Annotated in this window: 12 protein-coding genes; 8 read left to right on the top strand and 4 right to left on the bottom strand. The window is 54.4% G+C overall.

The window, feature by feature from the left end; genetic code table 11:
• Positions 1-11 precede the first annotated feature (11 nt).
• Both dcp and USH94_RS06310 read left to right on the top strand, forming a co-directional pair.
• A complete protein-coding gene (gene dcp / locus USH94_RS06315) occupies positions 12-2,045 on the top strand; it encodes a peptidyl-dipeptidase Dcp (RefSeq protein ID WP_111965760.1) in 2,034 nt (677 codons plus the stop codon).
• A 315-nt stretch (positions 2,046-2,360) separates the two neighbouring features.
• Positions 2,361-4,943, top strand: a complete 2,583-nt coding sequence (locus USH94_RS06310) for an EAL domain-containing protein (protein ID WP_111964733.1) — start codon at positions 2,361-2,363, stop codon at positions 4,941-4,943.
• 101 nt (positions 4,944-5,044) lie between these two features.
• Here the strand turns inward: USH94_RS06310 and uspF are convergent, their stop codons facing one another.
• The gene (uspF, locus tag USH94_RS06305) at positions 5,045-5,479 is read right to left on the bottom strand and encodes a universal stress protein UspF (protein ID WP_023292544.1); all 435 of its coding nucleotides are present in this window, start codon (positions 5,477-5,479) and stop codon (positions 5,045-5,047) included.
• Between the two features lie 245 nt (positions 5,480-5,724).
• The gene (locus USH94_RS06300; RefSeq protein ID WP_111964732.1) at positions 5,725-6,396 is read right to left on the bottom strand and encodes an MgtC family protein; all 672 of its coding nucleotides are present in this window, start codon (positions 6,394-6,396) and stop codon (positions 5,725-5,727) included.
• Between the two features lie 456 nt (positions 6,397-6,852).
• Between USH94_RS06300 and USH94_RS06295 the strand changes: the two genes are divergently transcribed.
• Positions 6,853-8,061: an MFS transporter gene (locus tag USH94_RS06295; protein ID WP_111964731.1), complete on the top strand. Its 1,209-nt coding sequence runs from the start codon at positions 6,853-6,855 to the stop codon at positions 8,059-8,061.
• Between the two features lie 19 nt (positions 8,062-8,080).
• On the opposite strand, the gene USH94_RS06290 is transcribed toward USH94_RS06295, so the two are convergent.
• Entirely contained in the window at positions 8,081-9,070 is a 990-nt protein-coding gene (locus USH94_RS06290) for a 2-hydroxyacid dehydrogenase (RefSeq protein ID WP_111964730.1), read from the bottom strand.
• Positions 9,071-9,396: 326 nt separating this feature from the next.
• Here USH94_RS06290 and USH94_RS06285 point away from each other — a divergent pair, with 326 nt between their 5' ends.
• The 4 genes from USH94_RS06285 to USH94_RS06270 all read left to right on the top strand — a co-directional run bounded on the left by USH94_RS06285 (position 9,397) and on the right by USH94_RS06270 (position 13,088).
• Positions 9,397-9,720: a hypothetical protein gene (locus tag USH94_RS06285; RefSeq protein WP_111964729.1), complete on the top strand. Its 324-nt coding sequence runs from the start codon at positions 9,397-9,399 to the stop codon at positions 9,718-9,720.
• A gap of 215 nt (positions 9,721-9,935) precedes the next feature.
• A complete protein-coding gene (locus USH94_RS06280) occupies positions 9,936-12,575 on the top strand; it encodes a YdbH family protein (RefSeq protein ID WP_111964728.1) in 2,640 nt (879 codons plus the stop codon).
• On the top strand, positions 12,572-12,763 hold the full coding sequence (locus tag USH94_RS06275; RefSeq protein ID WP_014169918.1) for a YnbE family lipoprotein: 192 nt from the start codon (positions 12,572-12,574) through the stop codon (positions 12,761-12,763). Before USH94_RS06280 ends, USH94_RS06275 begins: the two co-directional genes overlap by 4 nt.
• Positions 12,764-12,770: 7 nt before the next feature.
• Complete coding sequence (locus USH94_RS06270; protein WP_111964727.1) at positions 12,771-13,088, top strand: YdbL family protein; 318 nt, start codon at positions 12,771-12,773, stop codon at positions 13,086-13,088.
• Here USH94_RS06270 and feaR read toward each other — a convergent pair whose 3' ends face one another.
• A complete protein-coding gene (feaR, locus tag USH94_RS06265; RefSeq protein ID WP_111964726.1) occupies positions 13,089-13,997 on the bottom strand; it encodes a transcriptional regulator FeaR in 909 nt (302 codons plus the stop codon).
• A 241-nt stretch (positions 13,998-14,238) separates the two neighbouring features.
• Here feaR and USH94_RS06260 point away from each other — a divergent pair, with 241 nt between their 5' ends.
• Positions 14,239-15,738 (top strand): aldehyde dehydrogenase family protein, encoded by a 1,500-nt coding sequence (locus USH94_RS06260; protein WP_111964725.1) that lies wholly within the window; start codon positions 14,239-14,241, stop codon positions 15,736-15,738.
• Positions 15,739-15,772: the final 34 nt, after the last annotated feature.

Here is a 15,772-nt window from a genome sequence, read left to right as displayed (position 1 = left end):
AGGAGTGAAAGATGACGGCCACGAATCCCTTTTTTGAAATCAGTCTGCTGCCTTACCAGGCACCCCATTTTGATAAGATCGACGACAGCCACTATCGTCCGGCCTTCGATGAAGCCCTTCGCCAGAAGCGGGCGGACATCAACGCGATTATCTCTCAGGCCGCTGCGCCTGACTTCACGAACACCGTGCTGGCGCTGGAGAAAAGCGGCGCTTTGCTCGCGCGCGTCAGCAGCGTGTTCTTCGCCATGACTTCCGCGCACACCAATCCGTATTTACAGGAGCTGGAAGAACAGTTCTCCACCGAGCTTGCCGCGCTGGCAAACGATATCTGGCTGAATGACGTGCTGTTCGCCCGCGTGGAAAGCGTCTGGCAGGACCGTGCCGCGCTGGACGCCGAATCTCGTCGTCTGGTCGAGGAGACGTATCAGCGGTTTATTCTGGCCGGTGCGCGTCTGAATGAGACGGAAAAGGCCGAGCTGAAGGCACTGAATACCGAGGCGGCCTCCCTGACCAGCCAGTTTAACCAGCGCCTGCTGGCTGCCGATAAGACGGGTGGGCTGGTGGTGGATTACGCGCACCAGCTTGACGGGCTCAGCGCCGGTGAAATCGCGGACGCCGCGCAGGCTGCCGCGGAGCGAGGGCTGAACGATCGCTGGCTGATCCCGCTTCTGAACACCACCCAGCAGCCCGCGCTTTCCGCGCTGCGCAATCGTCAGACCCGCGAGAACCTTTTCAACGCAGGCTGGACGCGCACCCAGAAAGGGGATGAAAACGACACTCGCGCGCTGATCCTGCGTCTGACGGCGCTGCGCGCGCGGCAAGCCCGCCTGCTGGGCTTTGAGGATTACGCCAGCTGGAGTATCGCCGATCAGATGGCGAAAACCCCGGCCGCCGCGCTGGAATTTATGCGCGGCATTGTGCCTGCCGCCCGCGCCCGCGCGGAACGCGAACAGGCCGATATTCAGAAAGTCATTGACGATGAGCAGGGCGGTTTCACCGTCCAGGCCTGGGACTGGGCGTTTTATGCCGAGCGCGTGCGCCAGGCAAAATATGCCCTTGATGAGTCGCAGATCAGGCCCTACTTTGCGCTCAATACCGTGCTGCAGGATGGCGTTTTCTGGGCCGCCAGCCAGCTGTTTGGCATTCGCTTCGTCGAGCGCTTTGATATCCCGGTGTATCATCCGGACGTCCGCGTATGGGAAATTTTCGACCACACCGGTGAGGGCATGGCGCTGTTTTACGGCGACTTCTTCGCCCGTGATTCCAAGCAGGGCGGGGCATGGATGGGGAATTTCGTCGAACAATCCTTCGAGTTTGCTTCCCGTCCGGTTATCTACAACGTCTGTAACTACCAAAAACCGACGAATGGCGGGATCGCGCTTCTCTCGTGGGATGACGTGATCACCCTGTTCCACGAGTTTGGCCATACGCTGCACGGTCTTTTTGCCAGCCAGCGTTTTGCTACGCTTTCCGGCACCAATACGCCGCGTGATTTTGTTGAGTTCCCGTCGCAAATCAACGAGCACTGGGCCAGCCATCCACAGGTGTTTACCCATTATGCGCGCCATTACGAAACCGGGGAGCCGATGCCGGACGCGCTGCGGGAAAGCATGCTCAACGCGACCCATTTCAACAAGGGTTATGACATGACGGAGCTGCTGGCTGCCGCGCTGCTGGACATGAACTGGCACGGCATCGGCGAGGCCGTTTCGGACGTTGAAGGATTTGAAGCGGCAGCGCTGCAAAAAGAGGGGCTGGATCTGCCCGCCGTACCGCCGCGCTACCGCAGCAGCTATTTTGCCCATATTTTCGGCGGTGGCTACGCGGCGGGGTATTACGCCTACCTGTGGACGCAGATGCTGGCGGATGATGGCTATCAATGGTTTGTCGAGCAGGGCGGCTTAAATCGTGAAAACGGGCAAAAATTCCGCGAGGCGATTTTGTCTCGTGGTAACAGCACGGATCTGGCTGAACTTTATCGCAGCTGGCGCGGGCGCGATCCGAAGATTGAACCGATGCTGGAGAATCGCGGGTTGAGCCAATAGAGACAGTCTCGTCAGAAAAAAGAGCCGGGCTTTACGCCCGGTTTTTTAATTTCATCTTGCTGGTAAATGCTTCAGCAAAAAAATTTTACAGGCGTTCTTTATAAATAAAAAATGTGAGATTAAAACGCGCTTCTACCGGTATATATAATTTACCGAGAGTAGTCTGTAAATGAGTGAGTAATTAATACTTTGATCTGGATTGTAAAAATAAAAAAACTTTTAACTGCCAATTTTTAGCTATAAATTTTTATTATTTTGTGCCGATAAATGAAAATGGCATAAGAATCGACGCAGTAGCAGTCAAGAAGGCGAAAGATGACCCTACCTTTGAACAATCCGGGCTTCACGGATACCGAGCCTTCTAAAGGCCTGATAAATAAAACTTTTACCTATATAGTAACGTTGTTGATAAGTATTTTTATTGCAGCAATAATTTCCCTGCTCATAATAAAAGATAATGTTAATAAAATCAGCGACAAGCACGATGAATTTTTGTTAAGGAAGGCCCTGGATACCCGCCAGGAAAACATGCGAAGTCATTTGAAAGACAATGCCGAGTGGGGAGATGCCTACAAACATCTTCATCTGACCACTGACATTCACTGGGCATGGGATAAGCAGAATCTGGGCAAGTCCCTGTATGACAACTTTGGCTACGAAGGGGTGTTTGTTCTCTCTCCTGAAGGGAGCACGCGATACAGCGTGGTTGACGGGAAACTGAAGCTTCAGGATCTGGAGCGCTGGTTAGACAAATCAACCAAAGACCGTTTACTGCGTGAGATAAGCATTAAAAATGGATTGCCGGTTTCTGTGCTAACGCTTATCAATTCGGTCCCGGCCATTGTTTCTGCTGAATGGATAACGACCGGTGATGATACGAGCGTGCAACCCTTACCGGGGAAACCTTCGACAATGGTGTTTATAGATAAGTTAACGGCTAAAAAACTCCTCACGATTGGGCAGGATGCCGGCATTCTGAATGTTCGTACCTCACCGGCTACAGTGACTTCCCAAATAAATAATCAGACGGAATTTACCTTAAGCACCCAGAATGGTGATGTGCAAATTATCTGGGACGGTGAAAATCCCGGCCAGGCGTTGATAATTTATTTTTTGCCATTACTCATTCTTTCAGTCGTTCTGACGATATCAATGACGCTAATATTAATGCGTCATATTATGCACAAGGCGAGAATGCTTGACGAAAATAGCTTTCTCCTTGAGCAGGCGCGATTAAATCTAATTACGAGTGAAAAACGATTCCGGGACGTCAGTGAAACAACCAGCGACTGGTTCTGGGAAACAGATTTATCGTTAAAGATAACATGGCTGTCAGGTCGTTTTACTACAATAACGGGATATGAAAATAGCAAATGGATAGGCCGCAGCCTGGATGAACTCTTTCCGTCGACAAGCGGGTTATCACATGCCTGTGCCAGCCAGCGGGACTTAACTGAGCGCTTTGAATTTAAAAACTGTCCTTATACTCACGCGCATCAAACCACGTCATATTGCACGCTCCTGGCAAAATTTTCTGCTCAGCCTGATGGAACGGTGGTTTTGCGAGGCGCGGCAACCGATGTCTCTCAGGAAGTTGAAGCAACAAAACGTGTGGAGTTTCTGTCACGTCATGATGAATTAACCGGTCTGCCGAACCGCTATCATATTAAGGAATTTCTGGCAGGCCAGCTGGCTAAAGAAGACCTTAACCATTATCCCTTTGCCATGATTTGTCTCGATTTAGACAAGTTTAAACCCGTCAATGATATTTTTGGGCACTCTACTGGGGATGCTCTGCTCGGTGAGGTCGCTTCACGTCTTAAATATTGCGTTCGACGAGGTGATTTTGTCGCACGGCAGGGAGGGGATGAATTTATGATTCTCCTCGGCAACACCAGCCAGCAAGACCAGATTGAAGAGGTGTGTCGCCGCATTGTGCAAGAACTGAACCGACCTTTTTCCATTGAAGGGAATGAGGTAGCGATAGGCGTAAGCATGGGCATTGCACAGGCTCCCCGGGATAGCATCAGCGCAAACGATCTTCTACGCTATGCAGATATTGCGCTGTATCAGGCAAAGCAATCCGGCAGAAACCGATGGGTCTATTATCGCCCGGATATGTCGGAAAAGCTGACCGAACGCAGGAAACTGGAATTAGAGCTGAAGACCGCGATTCGCGAAGAACAACTCTACCTGGTTTACCAGCCCCGTTATAACCTCCGGTATTCTAAAATAGAGGCCGTCGAAGCGCTGGTACGCTGGCAGCATCCGACTCGGGGGACCATAATGCCCGACCAGTTTATTCCGCTGGCAGAAGAAACCGGGCTTATTATTAGCCTGAGCAACTGGGTCATACGCAAAGCGTGTGCGGAAACGAAAGATAAATTGCCGGGATTATCGGTATCCGTAAATATTTCTGCTATCGAATTCCAGGCAAGCGATCTTGCTGAAAGGATAAAAGAGTTACTTCACGAAACAGGGCTTGAATCCAACCGGCTGGAAATAGAAGTGACGGAAAACGTAACGCTTTCCGATCCTGAAAAAACGCTGCAGACCATGAAGTCTCTCAAAAAAATGGGCGTCCGCATTCTGATTGACGATTTCGGAACCGGCTATGCCTCTCTGAGCTATCTGCGAAAGTTTCAGTTTGATGGGCTTAAGCTCGACAAGAGCTTTATTTTTACCCTGGGTGACTCGCCGCAGAACCAGTCAGTCGTGGAGAAAATTATTGACCTGGGGAAAGCCTATTCCATGGCGGTAACCGCAGAAGGGGTGGAGACCGCCGAACAGCTCTCTTTTCTTAAAGAAAATAAATGTGATGAGGTTCAGGGCTACCTGCTTGGAAAACCGGCCGCCATTACGGACTTAAATTTAAACGCAAACAGAGTAAATCTCTAAATCGCGCTTTCACTCAGGAAAGCGCAAATGAAAAACCGGGCTTCTCGCCCGGTTGTTGTTATTCGCTCTCCGTTCGTATCCACGATCGTAAACGCCGCTTTCTATCTTACGACCAGGACAGGGCATTTCGCATGCCGAACCACTGCCGCAGCGTTCGAACCCAACAGATACGTAGATATGTCAGGTTTGTGGGAAGCGATGATAATCAGGTCGGCATCGATCGTGTCAGCGAGCTTAAGGATTTGATCCTTTGGAGAGCCCGTCACGGCGTGAGTCTGTATCTTGTCTGGAGGAATTTTGAATTGCTTAACGATCTCATCCAGCTTTGCTAAGGCTGCGTGCTGGAACTCTTTCAGCTTCGGCATTTCGACCGAGTAGGCCAGGCCTAATGATGAATAATACGGAAGCGATGGAATGACAGTAAGAAAGTGAACTTTAGCTGTGTTAAGTGCTGTATGTGCCTGAACGAAGGGGATAACCATGTGCGTCAGGCTATCCTCCGAAATGTCAATTGGAACTAAAATTGAGTTGTACATTTGTCCCTCCTGAGTGTTTTTGACACAATTCAGGGTAGACCGTTAATTTCAGGAAAACAGAGAGCAGGGTGTCATAACGGGGACAAATTTCGGTTATGTGATAGGCGTACATTCGAACCTGTCCGTGATCTTGCCAACGTGGCGTGACAACGAACAGGGACATCCGGGGATGAATCTCTCCGCGTCACGGTCCGTTTTCTGCAAAACGCCAAAGCCTCAACCGGGCGCAATGCCCGGTACCTTGTTCATATTGCGTGACAGCTGACGGACGCGATAATTTTATTCCCGCCCATATTGCCCATAATCAGTTCGAGTAATTTTCGGTATTCTTCACGGGTCATCACCTCAGCCCGAATTTCGGTTTTTCCCTCAGCCTGAGCCGTGGCGGAATAAATCGCTTTCAGACTTAACGTCAACTCTTTCGCCATATTAACGATGCTCTGCCGCACCGCATCTTCATGCTCGTCAGCACAGGTGATTTTCAGAACATAGCTTTTTTCGCCTTCATGGAGCACGGGCAGCTGATTAATCCGCTGCGCGGCTTCGCGAAGCAATATGTTGGCGCAGAGAATAATTAAGCTGGCCATGGCGGCATTCCAGAACTGGCCTAAACCACATAGCACGCCAATTCCGGCCGAGCACCACAGCGTGGCGGCGGTGTTCAGACCACGAATATTCATTCCTTCACGCATAATGACGCCTGCGCCAAGAAAGCCGATACCGGAGACGATCTGCGCTGCGATGCGCCCCGGGCTATCAGGAGAGGTGGATACCGAGCTTAAGATGAACACTGCCGCGCCCGTGGCAACCAGTGCATTGGTACGAAGTCCGGCCATACGCTGGCGCCACTGTCTTTCCGCGCCAATAATTGCGCCCAACAGCATCGCTGCGAGCAGATGAGAGATATAAGGGAACATCAGCCTGTCGCCTGTAAACGTTATTAAATAATAAGCGTCAGTGCCTTGCTAAGCACATTATAACGCCGTTTAAATGCTAAACGTGTCAGGACGACGGTGGCGGAAAGAGTGAATGTGTAAACATGAACATGCGATGCCCCACAAAATGAGTGGTTTTACTATTTCGGGATACAATCGCTTAAAGAGGATTGCTGCCCACCCTTTCAGGTAAGCAGCGAGAAAATTGCGCTAGCTTACCTTCGTATCGACGATAAAATGACTTTCCAACGAAGGTCTCCTGTGAAAATTTATTGCCAGTATAGTCAGGCGAAATAATGAGTAAAGCGAAAAAACAGCCTCCGTTATGAATTGTTTAAGTTCGCAAGGCATATTTTTTAAGACGTCATCTGATTTTAAAAAATACCCGCTATACTACATTTCCTTTTTTACAGGCGATAACAGACAAAGGCAGGAAGTATGTCTCTTCGTTCGCTGCGGGCATTGTGCCTGACAAGTTTTTTCATCGCGGATGTCCGCGATGGCCTGGGGCCTTTTCTCGGTATTTTCCTGACCGAACGCCACTGGACCCCTGATGATATCGGCATCCTGATGACGGCCGGTGGGCTGGCGGGATTACTGGCCACGCTGCCGGCGGGATTCATCACCGACACCTCACGCAGCAAGCGTACCGTGCTGGCGCTGGTGTGCCTGCTCATCACCCTTAGCACGCTCCTGCTCTGGTTTAGCCAGCAGAGCGGCGTTGTCGCCGTGTCGCAAATTGTCTCCGGTATCTGTGCGGCGTTTGTCGGGCCGCTGATCGCCGGGATTACGCTGGGGCTGACCGGCCAGAGCGGGTTCAGCGCACAGATGGGCAAAAATGAGGCATTCAATCACGGCGGCAACTTTGTTACCGCACTGATTGCAGGGGGCATTGCCTGGTACTGGGGCGTCGGCGGAATTTTCCTGCTGATGACCTGTACCACGCTGTTAACGCTCTGCGCGCTGCTTGCCATTCGCAACGGGGATATCGATAACGACGCGGCTAGGGGGCTCTCTTCTTCAGCGAGCCTGCCGGTCCCCGGTTTTGCAGTGCTGATGAAAAACCGGGCGCTGTTTGTGACCGGGCTGACGCTGCTGCTGTTTCACCTGGCGAACGCCGCGCTGCTGCCGATGCTGAGCATGAGGGTGGCCGCCGCGCCCGCCTCGATCAACCCCGGTTTGTACGCGGCGGGCACCGTTATCATCTCTCAGGCCGTGATGATACCCGTCGCCATCTGGGTCGCCCACCGAATAGACCGCTACGGCTACTGGCGCTTGATTATGCTGGCGCTGCTGGTGATGCCGGTGCGCGCCGCGCTGGCGGCGTCTACGGACGCGCCGCTCATGATGATCCCGGTACAAATTCTTGACGGGCTGGCCGCAGGGATCCTGGGCGTCGCGGTACCGTCGTTTATCGTGGTGCTGCTGCGCGGTAGCGGGCACGTCAATGCCGGGCAGAGTGTGGTGATGCTAATGCAGGGGATTGGGGCATCCATGAGCCCGGCGTTAACCGGCACGATTGCAGGTCATTACTCATTTGCCACGGCATTCAGTGTCCTGAGCGCGATTGCGCTGGTGGCCGTCCTGCTCTGGTGGTGCTTTGCGCACCGGACCTGGGAAACGGACAGTACGCCGGGTGGCGCATAGCCGCCACCCGGCGTCACGCTTATGCCAGTTCGTTAGGGCACGCTTCGCCCTTTTCCAGCTGCTGCAGGTTCCCCAGCGTGGTTTCCGAAATGCTGATCAGCGCTTCGGCAGTCAGAAACGCCTGGTGGCCGGTAAACAGCACGTTATGGCAGGCAGAGAGGCGACGGAATACGTCGTCCTGGATCACATCATTCGACTTGTCTTCAAAGAACAGATCGCGTTCGTTCTCGTACACGTCCATCCCCAGCGCGCCAATTTTCTGGGTCTTCAGCGCTTCGATAGCGGCCTGAGAATCAACCAGCCCGCCGCGGCTGGTGTTGATGATCATCACGCCATCCTTCATCTGGTCAAATGCCGCCTGGTTCAGCAGGTGGTAGTTCTCCGGCGTCAGCGGGCAGTGCAGGGAGATCACGTCGGACTGCGAGAACAGCGTCGGCAGGTCGACGTATTCCACGCCCAGATCCAGCGCTGCGGCGCTTGGGTACGGATCGAACGCCAGCAGACGCATGCCAAAGCCTTTCAGAATGCGCAGGGCAGCCACGCCAATTTTACCGGTGCCGATCACGCCGGCGGTTTTGCCGTACATGGTAAAGCCGGTCAGTCCTTCCAGCGAGAAGTTAGCGTCACGGGTACGCTGATAAGCGCGGTGAATACGACGGTTGAGCGACATCATCATGCCAATCGCATGTTCAGCCACCGCTTCCGGGGAGTACGCCGGAACGCGCACCACCTTCAGACCCAGCTCTTTCGCCGCGTCGAGATCCACGTTGTTAAAGCCCGCGCAGCGCAGGGCGATGTACTTCACCCCTTGTTTTTTCAACTCTTCCAGCACCGGGCGACTGCCGTCATCGTTTACGAAAATGCAGACGGCTTCACAGCCGTGCGCCGTTTTGGCGGTTTTTTCGGACAGCAGAAAGTCGAAAAATTCAAGCTCAAACCCGTACGCCTCGTTAACATGTTGCAGATACTTTTTGTCGTACTGCTTTGTGCTATATACCGCGATTTTCATAAGACTTTCTCCAGTGATTTTGCATTCACGTTAGCATGATTAAAATTATCTTACAATTTCTAAAATATTATTGAATTCAATAAGTTCTATGAATTATTCTAGAGCATGTCTACATCCTAACTCCATGATATTGTTGCTACGAGGAATCTTTGGCTTGAATCTGCTCAGGGCATGTAGAGAAAAATGCAGTGGGTTGAGGATGCGAAAAAAGCCTGTCTGAATTACGTTAAAGAATGGCAAGAGGGTGTGAAAACTGCAATCCTTCTGGATGTGATGGGACGATATCAGGAACCGGGTGAGTTTCTGATAAAGAGGGAGAATGATGCATGTCGCAACAGCTGGGGTTGTCCTTATCTCCGCCAATGCTGCCCGCTTTGTACTATTTCATTGTATCTATAGTAGTTTTTTTCTTGTTATATATCGGGAAACAGAAGGTTAACCGGCTACGAAAATACCCACTGTTCATAGCCTATACGCTGTTTGTGATAGCCATTGCAGCCATCCAGATTAACGTTTTTGCCAACGGCTATGAGTTTGTTCGCGGTTTTTTACATATCGATTTTGATCCCTGGCGGTACGATTCGGTGTACTGGGGGTCATTGATATTCGCAATGCTTTACCTGCTGGCAATGCCCAAGAACAGGTATTAGTTTCGCAGTGTTTTCCTTTTTTACGCCTGAAATGATGCGTAACCCACTGAATATAAAATGTGTTCTTTAGGTTACGCATAGCAAAAAAGTTACCTCATACTATTTCCAGCATCTATCCTTAATCCTGGCGTTAACTTCAACTCAACCGCTAAACATGCGACAATGCTCGGCACTGCCGGCTTAATTCTTTCGCTAAATCAGGATATTAACTGCCCATGAAGGGTAAATACAAAGCCGCTCTTGCGCTTTTACTGCTGTTCATACTGTTGCCGCTGACGCTGCTGATGACGCTCGCCCAGTGGGTCCCGACGCTCGCCGGGATCTGGTTGCCCGTGGGGACGCGCATCGCGTTCGAAGAAAGCCCGAAACTGACCCGCCACGCGCTGGTGATCCCCGATCTTCGCTATCTGGTTGAAGACTGCGAAATTGCCCGCATCGATAACGTGACGCTGTCACATCCGAGCCGCTGGAAGCTGGATATCGGCGCGCTGGATTTAAATTCCTTCTGTCTGAGCAAAATTCCCCAGTCAGCGCCCTCAACGGTCGCCCCGAAAACGCTCGCGCAATGGCAGGCAGTATTACCCAATACCTGGCTCACGATTCACCGTCTGACGCTCTCTCCCTGGCAGCAGTGGCAGGGCGAGCTGCGTGCGTCGCTGACCCCGTCCAGTCAGGAGATTGCCTATAAAGGCGAGCAGGTCAGCATTAAAGGCACGCTTCGCGGTCAGACGCTCTCGGTCAGCCAGTTCGATGTACAGCTCCCGGACCAGCCGCAGCCGATTAAGCTGGTGGGCGAATTTACCCTGCCGCTGGTACCGGATGGCGTACCGGTGAAAGGCCACGCGGTCGCGACCTTTAACGTGCCACAGTTGACGTCTCTGGTCGATGCCGATCTGGACTGGGAAGACAATCAGGGACAGCTGGTGGTGATGGCGCGGGACAATCCCGATCCGCTGCTCGACCTGCCGTGGCAGATCACGGCGGAACAGCTGAACATTAGCGACGGGCGCTGGAACTGGGATCTCTCGGGTATGCCGCTGAGCGGGCGGGTGTCCCTTCGCGCCGACAACTGGCAGCAGGGGCTGGATAAAACCACCCTGACCGGACGGCTGAATGTGCTTACCCACGGTGATGCGGGGAAAGGCAACGCGGTACTGAAGATCGGGCCAGGCAGGCTCAGCATGGAAAACAGCGACATGCCTCTGCACCTGAGCGGCGAGGCAAAGCAAAACGATCTCATTCTTTACGCTAAATTGCCCGCAACGCTGACCGGCAGCCTGTATGAACCGCAGCTGGCCTTTGAGCCGGGCGCGCTGCTCCGCTCGCGCGGGCGCATCATTGATTCACTCGATATCGATGAAATCCGCTGGCCGCTGGCGGGCGTGAAGCTCACCCAGAAGGGCGTGGATGGCCGTCTGCAGGCTATCCTGCGCGCCCATGAAAACGAGATGGGCGATTTTGAACTCCACCTGGACGGTCAGGCCAGCGACTTCTTACCCGATAACGGCCTGTGGCAGTGGCGCTACTGGGGGAAAGGCGGTTTTACGCCGATGCATGCCCGCTGGGATGTCGCCGGGAAAGGCGAATGGCGCGACAACCTTATTGAGCTGACGGCGCTCTCCACCGGTTTTGACAAGCTCCAGTACGGTACGATGGAGGTCAGCAAGCCTCGCCTGGTGCTGGAACAACCGGTGCGATGGTTGCGTGACCCCGAAAAACCGACCTTCAGCGGTGCGCTCTCACTTAACGCCGGGCAAACCCGTTTCGCCGGCGGCAGCGTGTTGCCGCCATCGGTCCTGACCTTTAGCGTCGACGGCAGCGACCCGACTATTTTTCAGTTTAAGGGCGACCTCCACGCGGACAAAATCGGTCCGGTACAGGTAAACGGGCGCTGGGATGGCGTGCGCCTTCGCGGGCAGGCCTGGTGGCCGAAACAGTCTCTCACCGTATTCCAGCCGCTGATCCCGCCGGACTGGAAAATGACGCTGCGCGACGGGGAACTGTATGCGCAGGTCGCTTTCTCGGCGGCGGCCGATCAGGGTTTTGAAGCGGGTGGGCACGGCGTGCTGAAATCCGGCAGCGCCTGGATGCCGGATAACCAGATTAACGGCGTCGATTTTGTGCTGCCGTTCCGCTTCAGCGACGGAACCTGGTCTCTGGGCACGCGCGGTCCGGTGACGCTGCGTATCGGCGAAGTGGTAAACCTCGTGACCGCACGAAACATTACTGCCGATCTACAGGGGGACTATCCCTGGACGGAGGACAATCCGCTGCTGCTCACCAACGTGAAGGTGGAAACCCTCGGCGGGAAGATCACCATGCAGCAGCTGCGGATGCCGCAGCACGATCCGGCCCTGCTGCGGGTGGATAATATCTCTTCGAGCGAGCTGATTAGCGCCGTTAATCCGAAACAGTTTGCCATGTCGGGGCCAGTCAGCGGGGCGCTGCCGTTCTGGCTGGACAATGAAAAATGGATCATTGAAGATGGCTGGCTCACCAACCCGGGCCCAATGACGCTGCGCATCGACAAAGATACGGCCGACGCCATCGTCAAAGATAATATGGTCGCGGGTGCCGCGATTAACTGGCTCCGCTATATGGAAATTTCGCGTTCGTGGACGAGAATCAATTTAGATAATCTGGGTGAGTTGACCATGCAGGCGACCATCAAGGGGAACAGCCGGGTGGATGGCAAAAGCAGCTCCGTCAACCTGAACTATACCCATGACGAGAATGTCTTTACCCTCTGGCGTAGCCTGCGCTTTGGGGACAACCTGCAAACCTGGTTTGAGCAACATGCGGCGATACCTGCTCCCCGCAGTTTGACCGGCAAGGAAAGTGAGGAACAACAATGAAAAAGATGGCTGGTGTGCTCACCGTTGCCGTTGCCGCGCTACTGACCGGCTGTACGCCGCGTATTGAAGTCGCTGCGCCAAAGGAGCCGATTACCATCAATATGAATGTCAAAATCGAACATGAGATCCACATTAAGGTCGATAAAGACGTCGAAACCCTGCTGAAATCGCGCAGCGATCTGTTCTGAGGACGCCATGAAACGAGTAGCTCTGATTTTGCTGGCGCTGGGGATGAACGTACAGGCGGCTACGCTCACCCTCAACGATGCCCGGGCCCAGGGGCGCGTGGGGGAAACCCTCAGCGGTTATCTGGCCCCGATTCAACAGGATGCCGAAACGCTGGCGCTGGTCAATCGCATCAACGCGGCGCGCACGGAAAGCTACCAGAAGCTGGCTGACAGCAATAATTTGCCGGTCGATGAAGTGGCCAAAATGGCTGGGCAAAAACTGGTTTCCCGCGCGCAGCCGGGCGAGTACGTGAAGGGTATTAACGGAAAATGGCTGAGAAAGTAGCTAGCGGTAGCGCCTGCGGTATTCACCCGGCGAGACGCCAAAACGCTGCTTAAACGCCGTTGAAAAATGGCTATGGTCGGTAAAGCCCCAGCTGTAGCCAATGCCCGCCAGCTTTTCATCATCGCCTGCAGTGCGCAGTACCTGCGCGCAGAGATCCAGGCGACGGTTTTTAATGTACTGCGCGACCACCAGCCCCTTTTCGGCAAACATGCGGTAGAGGCTGCGCACGGACATACCGCTCTCGGCGGCAATCCATTCAGGACGCAGCGATTCAGACTGAATATGGTCGTCAATCAGCGCCACCACATGCTGGAACTGGCGCTCCTTGCGCGGCTGAATGATTTCACGTTGCTGGAAAGCGGGACGCAGCAGGCAGATCATCGCTTCGAGCGCGGCTTCACTTTCACGATCGCTCAGGTCGGCATTGCTCATACTCTCCATCAACAGGCGATGGCTCAGCTGCACCGTGGGTAAGGTGCGGGAAAGGGCGGTCGCGCAGCTTATCTCCTGGAAACGACACTGCTGCTCAATAATCTGACGCGGAACCAGGAGCGAAATCTGGCGGGATTTTTCCTGCCAGTTGATTGAACAGGGACGCGACGCGTCAATCAGCGTGATATCACCGGTTTTGAGCAGCGCGCGACGGTCATCCTGCTCAATTTCCGCACTCCCTTCGAGCTGGAATACGGTATAGAACCAGGCATCGTTACTCTGAGCGATCTCCTGGCGGGAGCGGAACAGGTTAACGCCGCCTGCGGTCACGGTGCTGAGCTTCAGGCTGCGCGCATAGCTGGTCTCCAGCTCGCCGTAGAATTTACCCTCGGTGGGCTGTGCGTTAAAACGCCCGCAAACCTGGTTAATTTGCGCCAGCCAATGCTGATACTGTTCCTGCTCGCTTGCACACGCCATCGTTTCTCTCACTGCACCGTCAACGTTTTCGCATTGTTGCATTTGTGTTGCATTTTGTCAGAGCTATGAGGCTGACTATAGGAAAGAACACTCACCGGTAACAGCGATATAAGCGGCAATTATCGCGATTTGCGGAGCCTGTCACAGGTGGCAAAGCGAATGTCACAGAGACAAAAGCGAGAATACAAAACCCCTCTTAGACTGGATGAACACCCTGCGAAGAATAACGAAGGAGTATCCTATGTCTGAATCACAGGTGGCTATTCAGCCTGCCGTGCAGCAGTTTTTAGACCGACAGCATGGCCTGTGGATTGAAGGGCGTCAGGCCGCGTCGGACAGTGAAAAGCGGCTGAACGTCTTCAACCCGGCCACGGGCGAGGTCATTGCCTCAACTGCCGATGCCAGCGTCGACGACGTTGATCGTGCCGTCATGTCCGGCTGGCGCGCCTTTTTGGCCCGCACCTGGGCCGGAAAACTCCCGGCGGAGCGCGAGCGGATCCTGCTCCATTTCGCCGATCTGGTGGAACAGCACAGCGAGGAGCTGGCCCAGCTTGAAACGCTGGAGCAGGGCAAATCCATCAACATTTCCCGTATGTTTGAAGTCGGCTGCACCCTGAACTGGATGCGCTATACCGCCGGGCTGACCACCAAAATTTCGGGTAAGACTCTCGATCTTTCTATCCCGTTGCCGCAGGGCGCCCGCTATCAGGCGTGGACGCGTAAAGAGCCGGTTGGCGTGGTGGCCGGGATTGTGCCCTGGAACTTCCCGCTGATGATCGGCATGTGGAAAGTGATGCCAGCGCTGGCAGCTGGCTGCTCTATCGTCATTAAGCCGTCTGAAACCACGCCGCTGACCATGCTGCGCGTGGCGGAACTGGCCAGTGAAGCGGGCATCCCGGATGGGGTGTTCAACGTGGTGACCGGGAGCGGCGCGGTGTGTGGCGCGGCGCTGACCTCGCACCCGCACATTGCTAAGGTGAGCTTCACCGGCTCAACGGCGACGGGTAAGCAAATTGCCCGCGCGGCGGCGGACACGCTAACCGGCGTGACCCTTGAGCTCGGCGGTAAAAACCCGGCAATTGTGCTCAAGGATGCGGACCCTGCGTGGGTGATCGAAGGCCTGATGACCGGCAGCTTCCTGAACCAGGGGCAGGTGTGCGCGGCGAGCTCGCGCATCTACATTGAGGCGCCGCTGTTTGACACGCTGGTCAGCGGGTTTGAACAGGCGGTGAAATCCCTGAGCGTCGGGCCAGGCATGTCGCCGGAAGCGTTTATTAACCCGCTGGTGTCGCGCGCACATTGCGACAAGGTGCAGACCTTCCTCGATGAGGCGAAGTCGCGCCACGCGGAGCTGATCGTCGGTAACCGGGGGCCGGAAGGCAAAGGCTATTACGTTTCACCTACGCTGGTGGTCAACCCGGATGCCTCGCTGCGCCTGACCCGCGAAGAGGTGTTTGGCCCGGTGGTCAACCTTGTGCGCGTCGCCGACGGGGAAGAGGCGCTCCAGCTGGCAAACGACACCGAATATGGCCTGACGGCCAGCGTCTGGACGCAGAATATCAGCAAGGCGCTGGAGTATACCGACCGGCTGCAGGCGGGCACCGTCTGGGTGAACAGCCATACGCTGATCGACGCCAACCTGCCGTTCGGCGGCATGAAGCAGTCCGGTACCGGACGCGATTTTGGCCCGGACTGGCTGGACGGCTGGTGTGAAACCAAGTCGGTGTGCGTGCGGTATTAAAAAGCAAGCCGGGTAAGGCGTAGCCGCCACCCGG

This window comes from Enterobacter sp. 148H3, from assembly GCF_034107425.1.
Taxonomy (GTDB): domain Bacteria; phylum Pseudomonadota; class Gammaproteobacteria; order Enterobacterales; family Enterobacteriaceae; genus Enterobacter; species Enterobacter vonholyi.
This window is presented reverse-complemented; position numbering and strand designations above follow the sequence as displayed.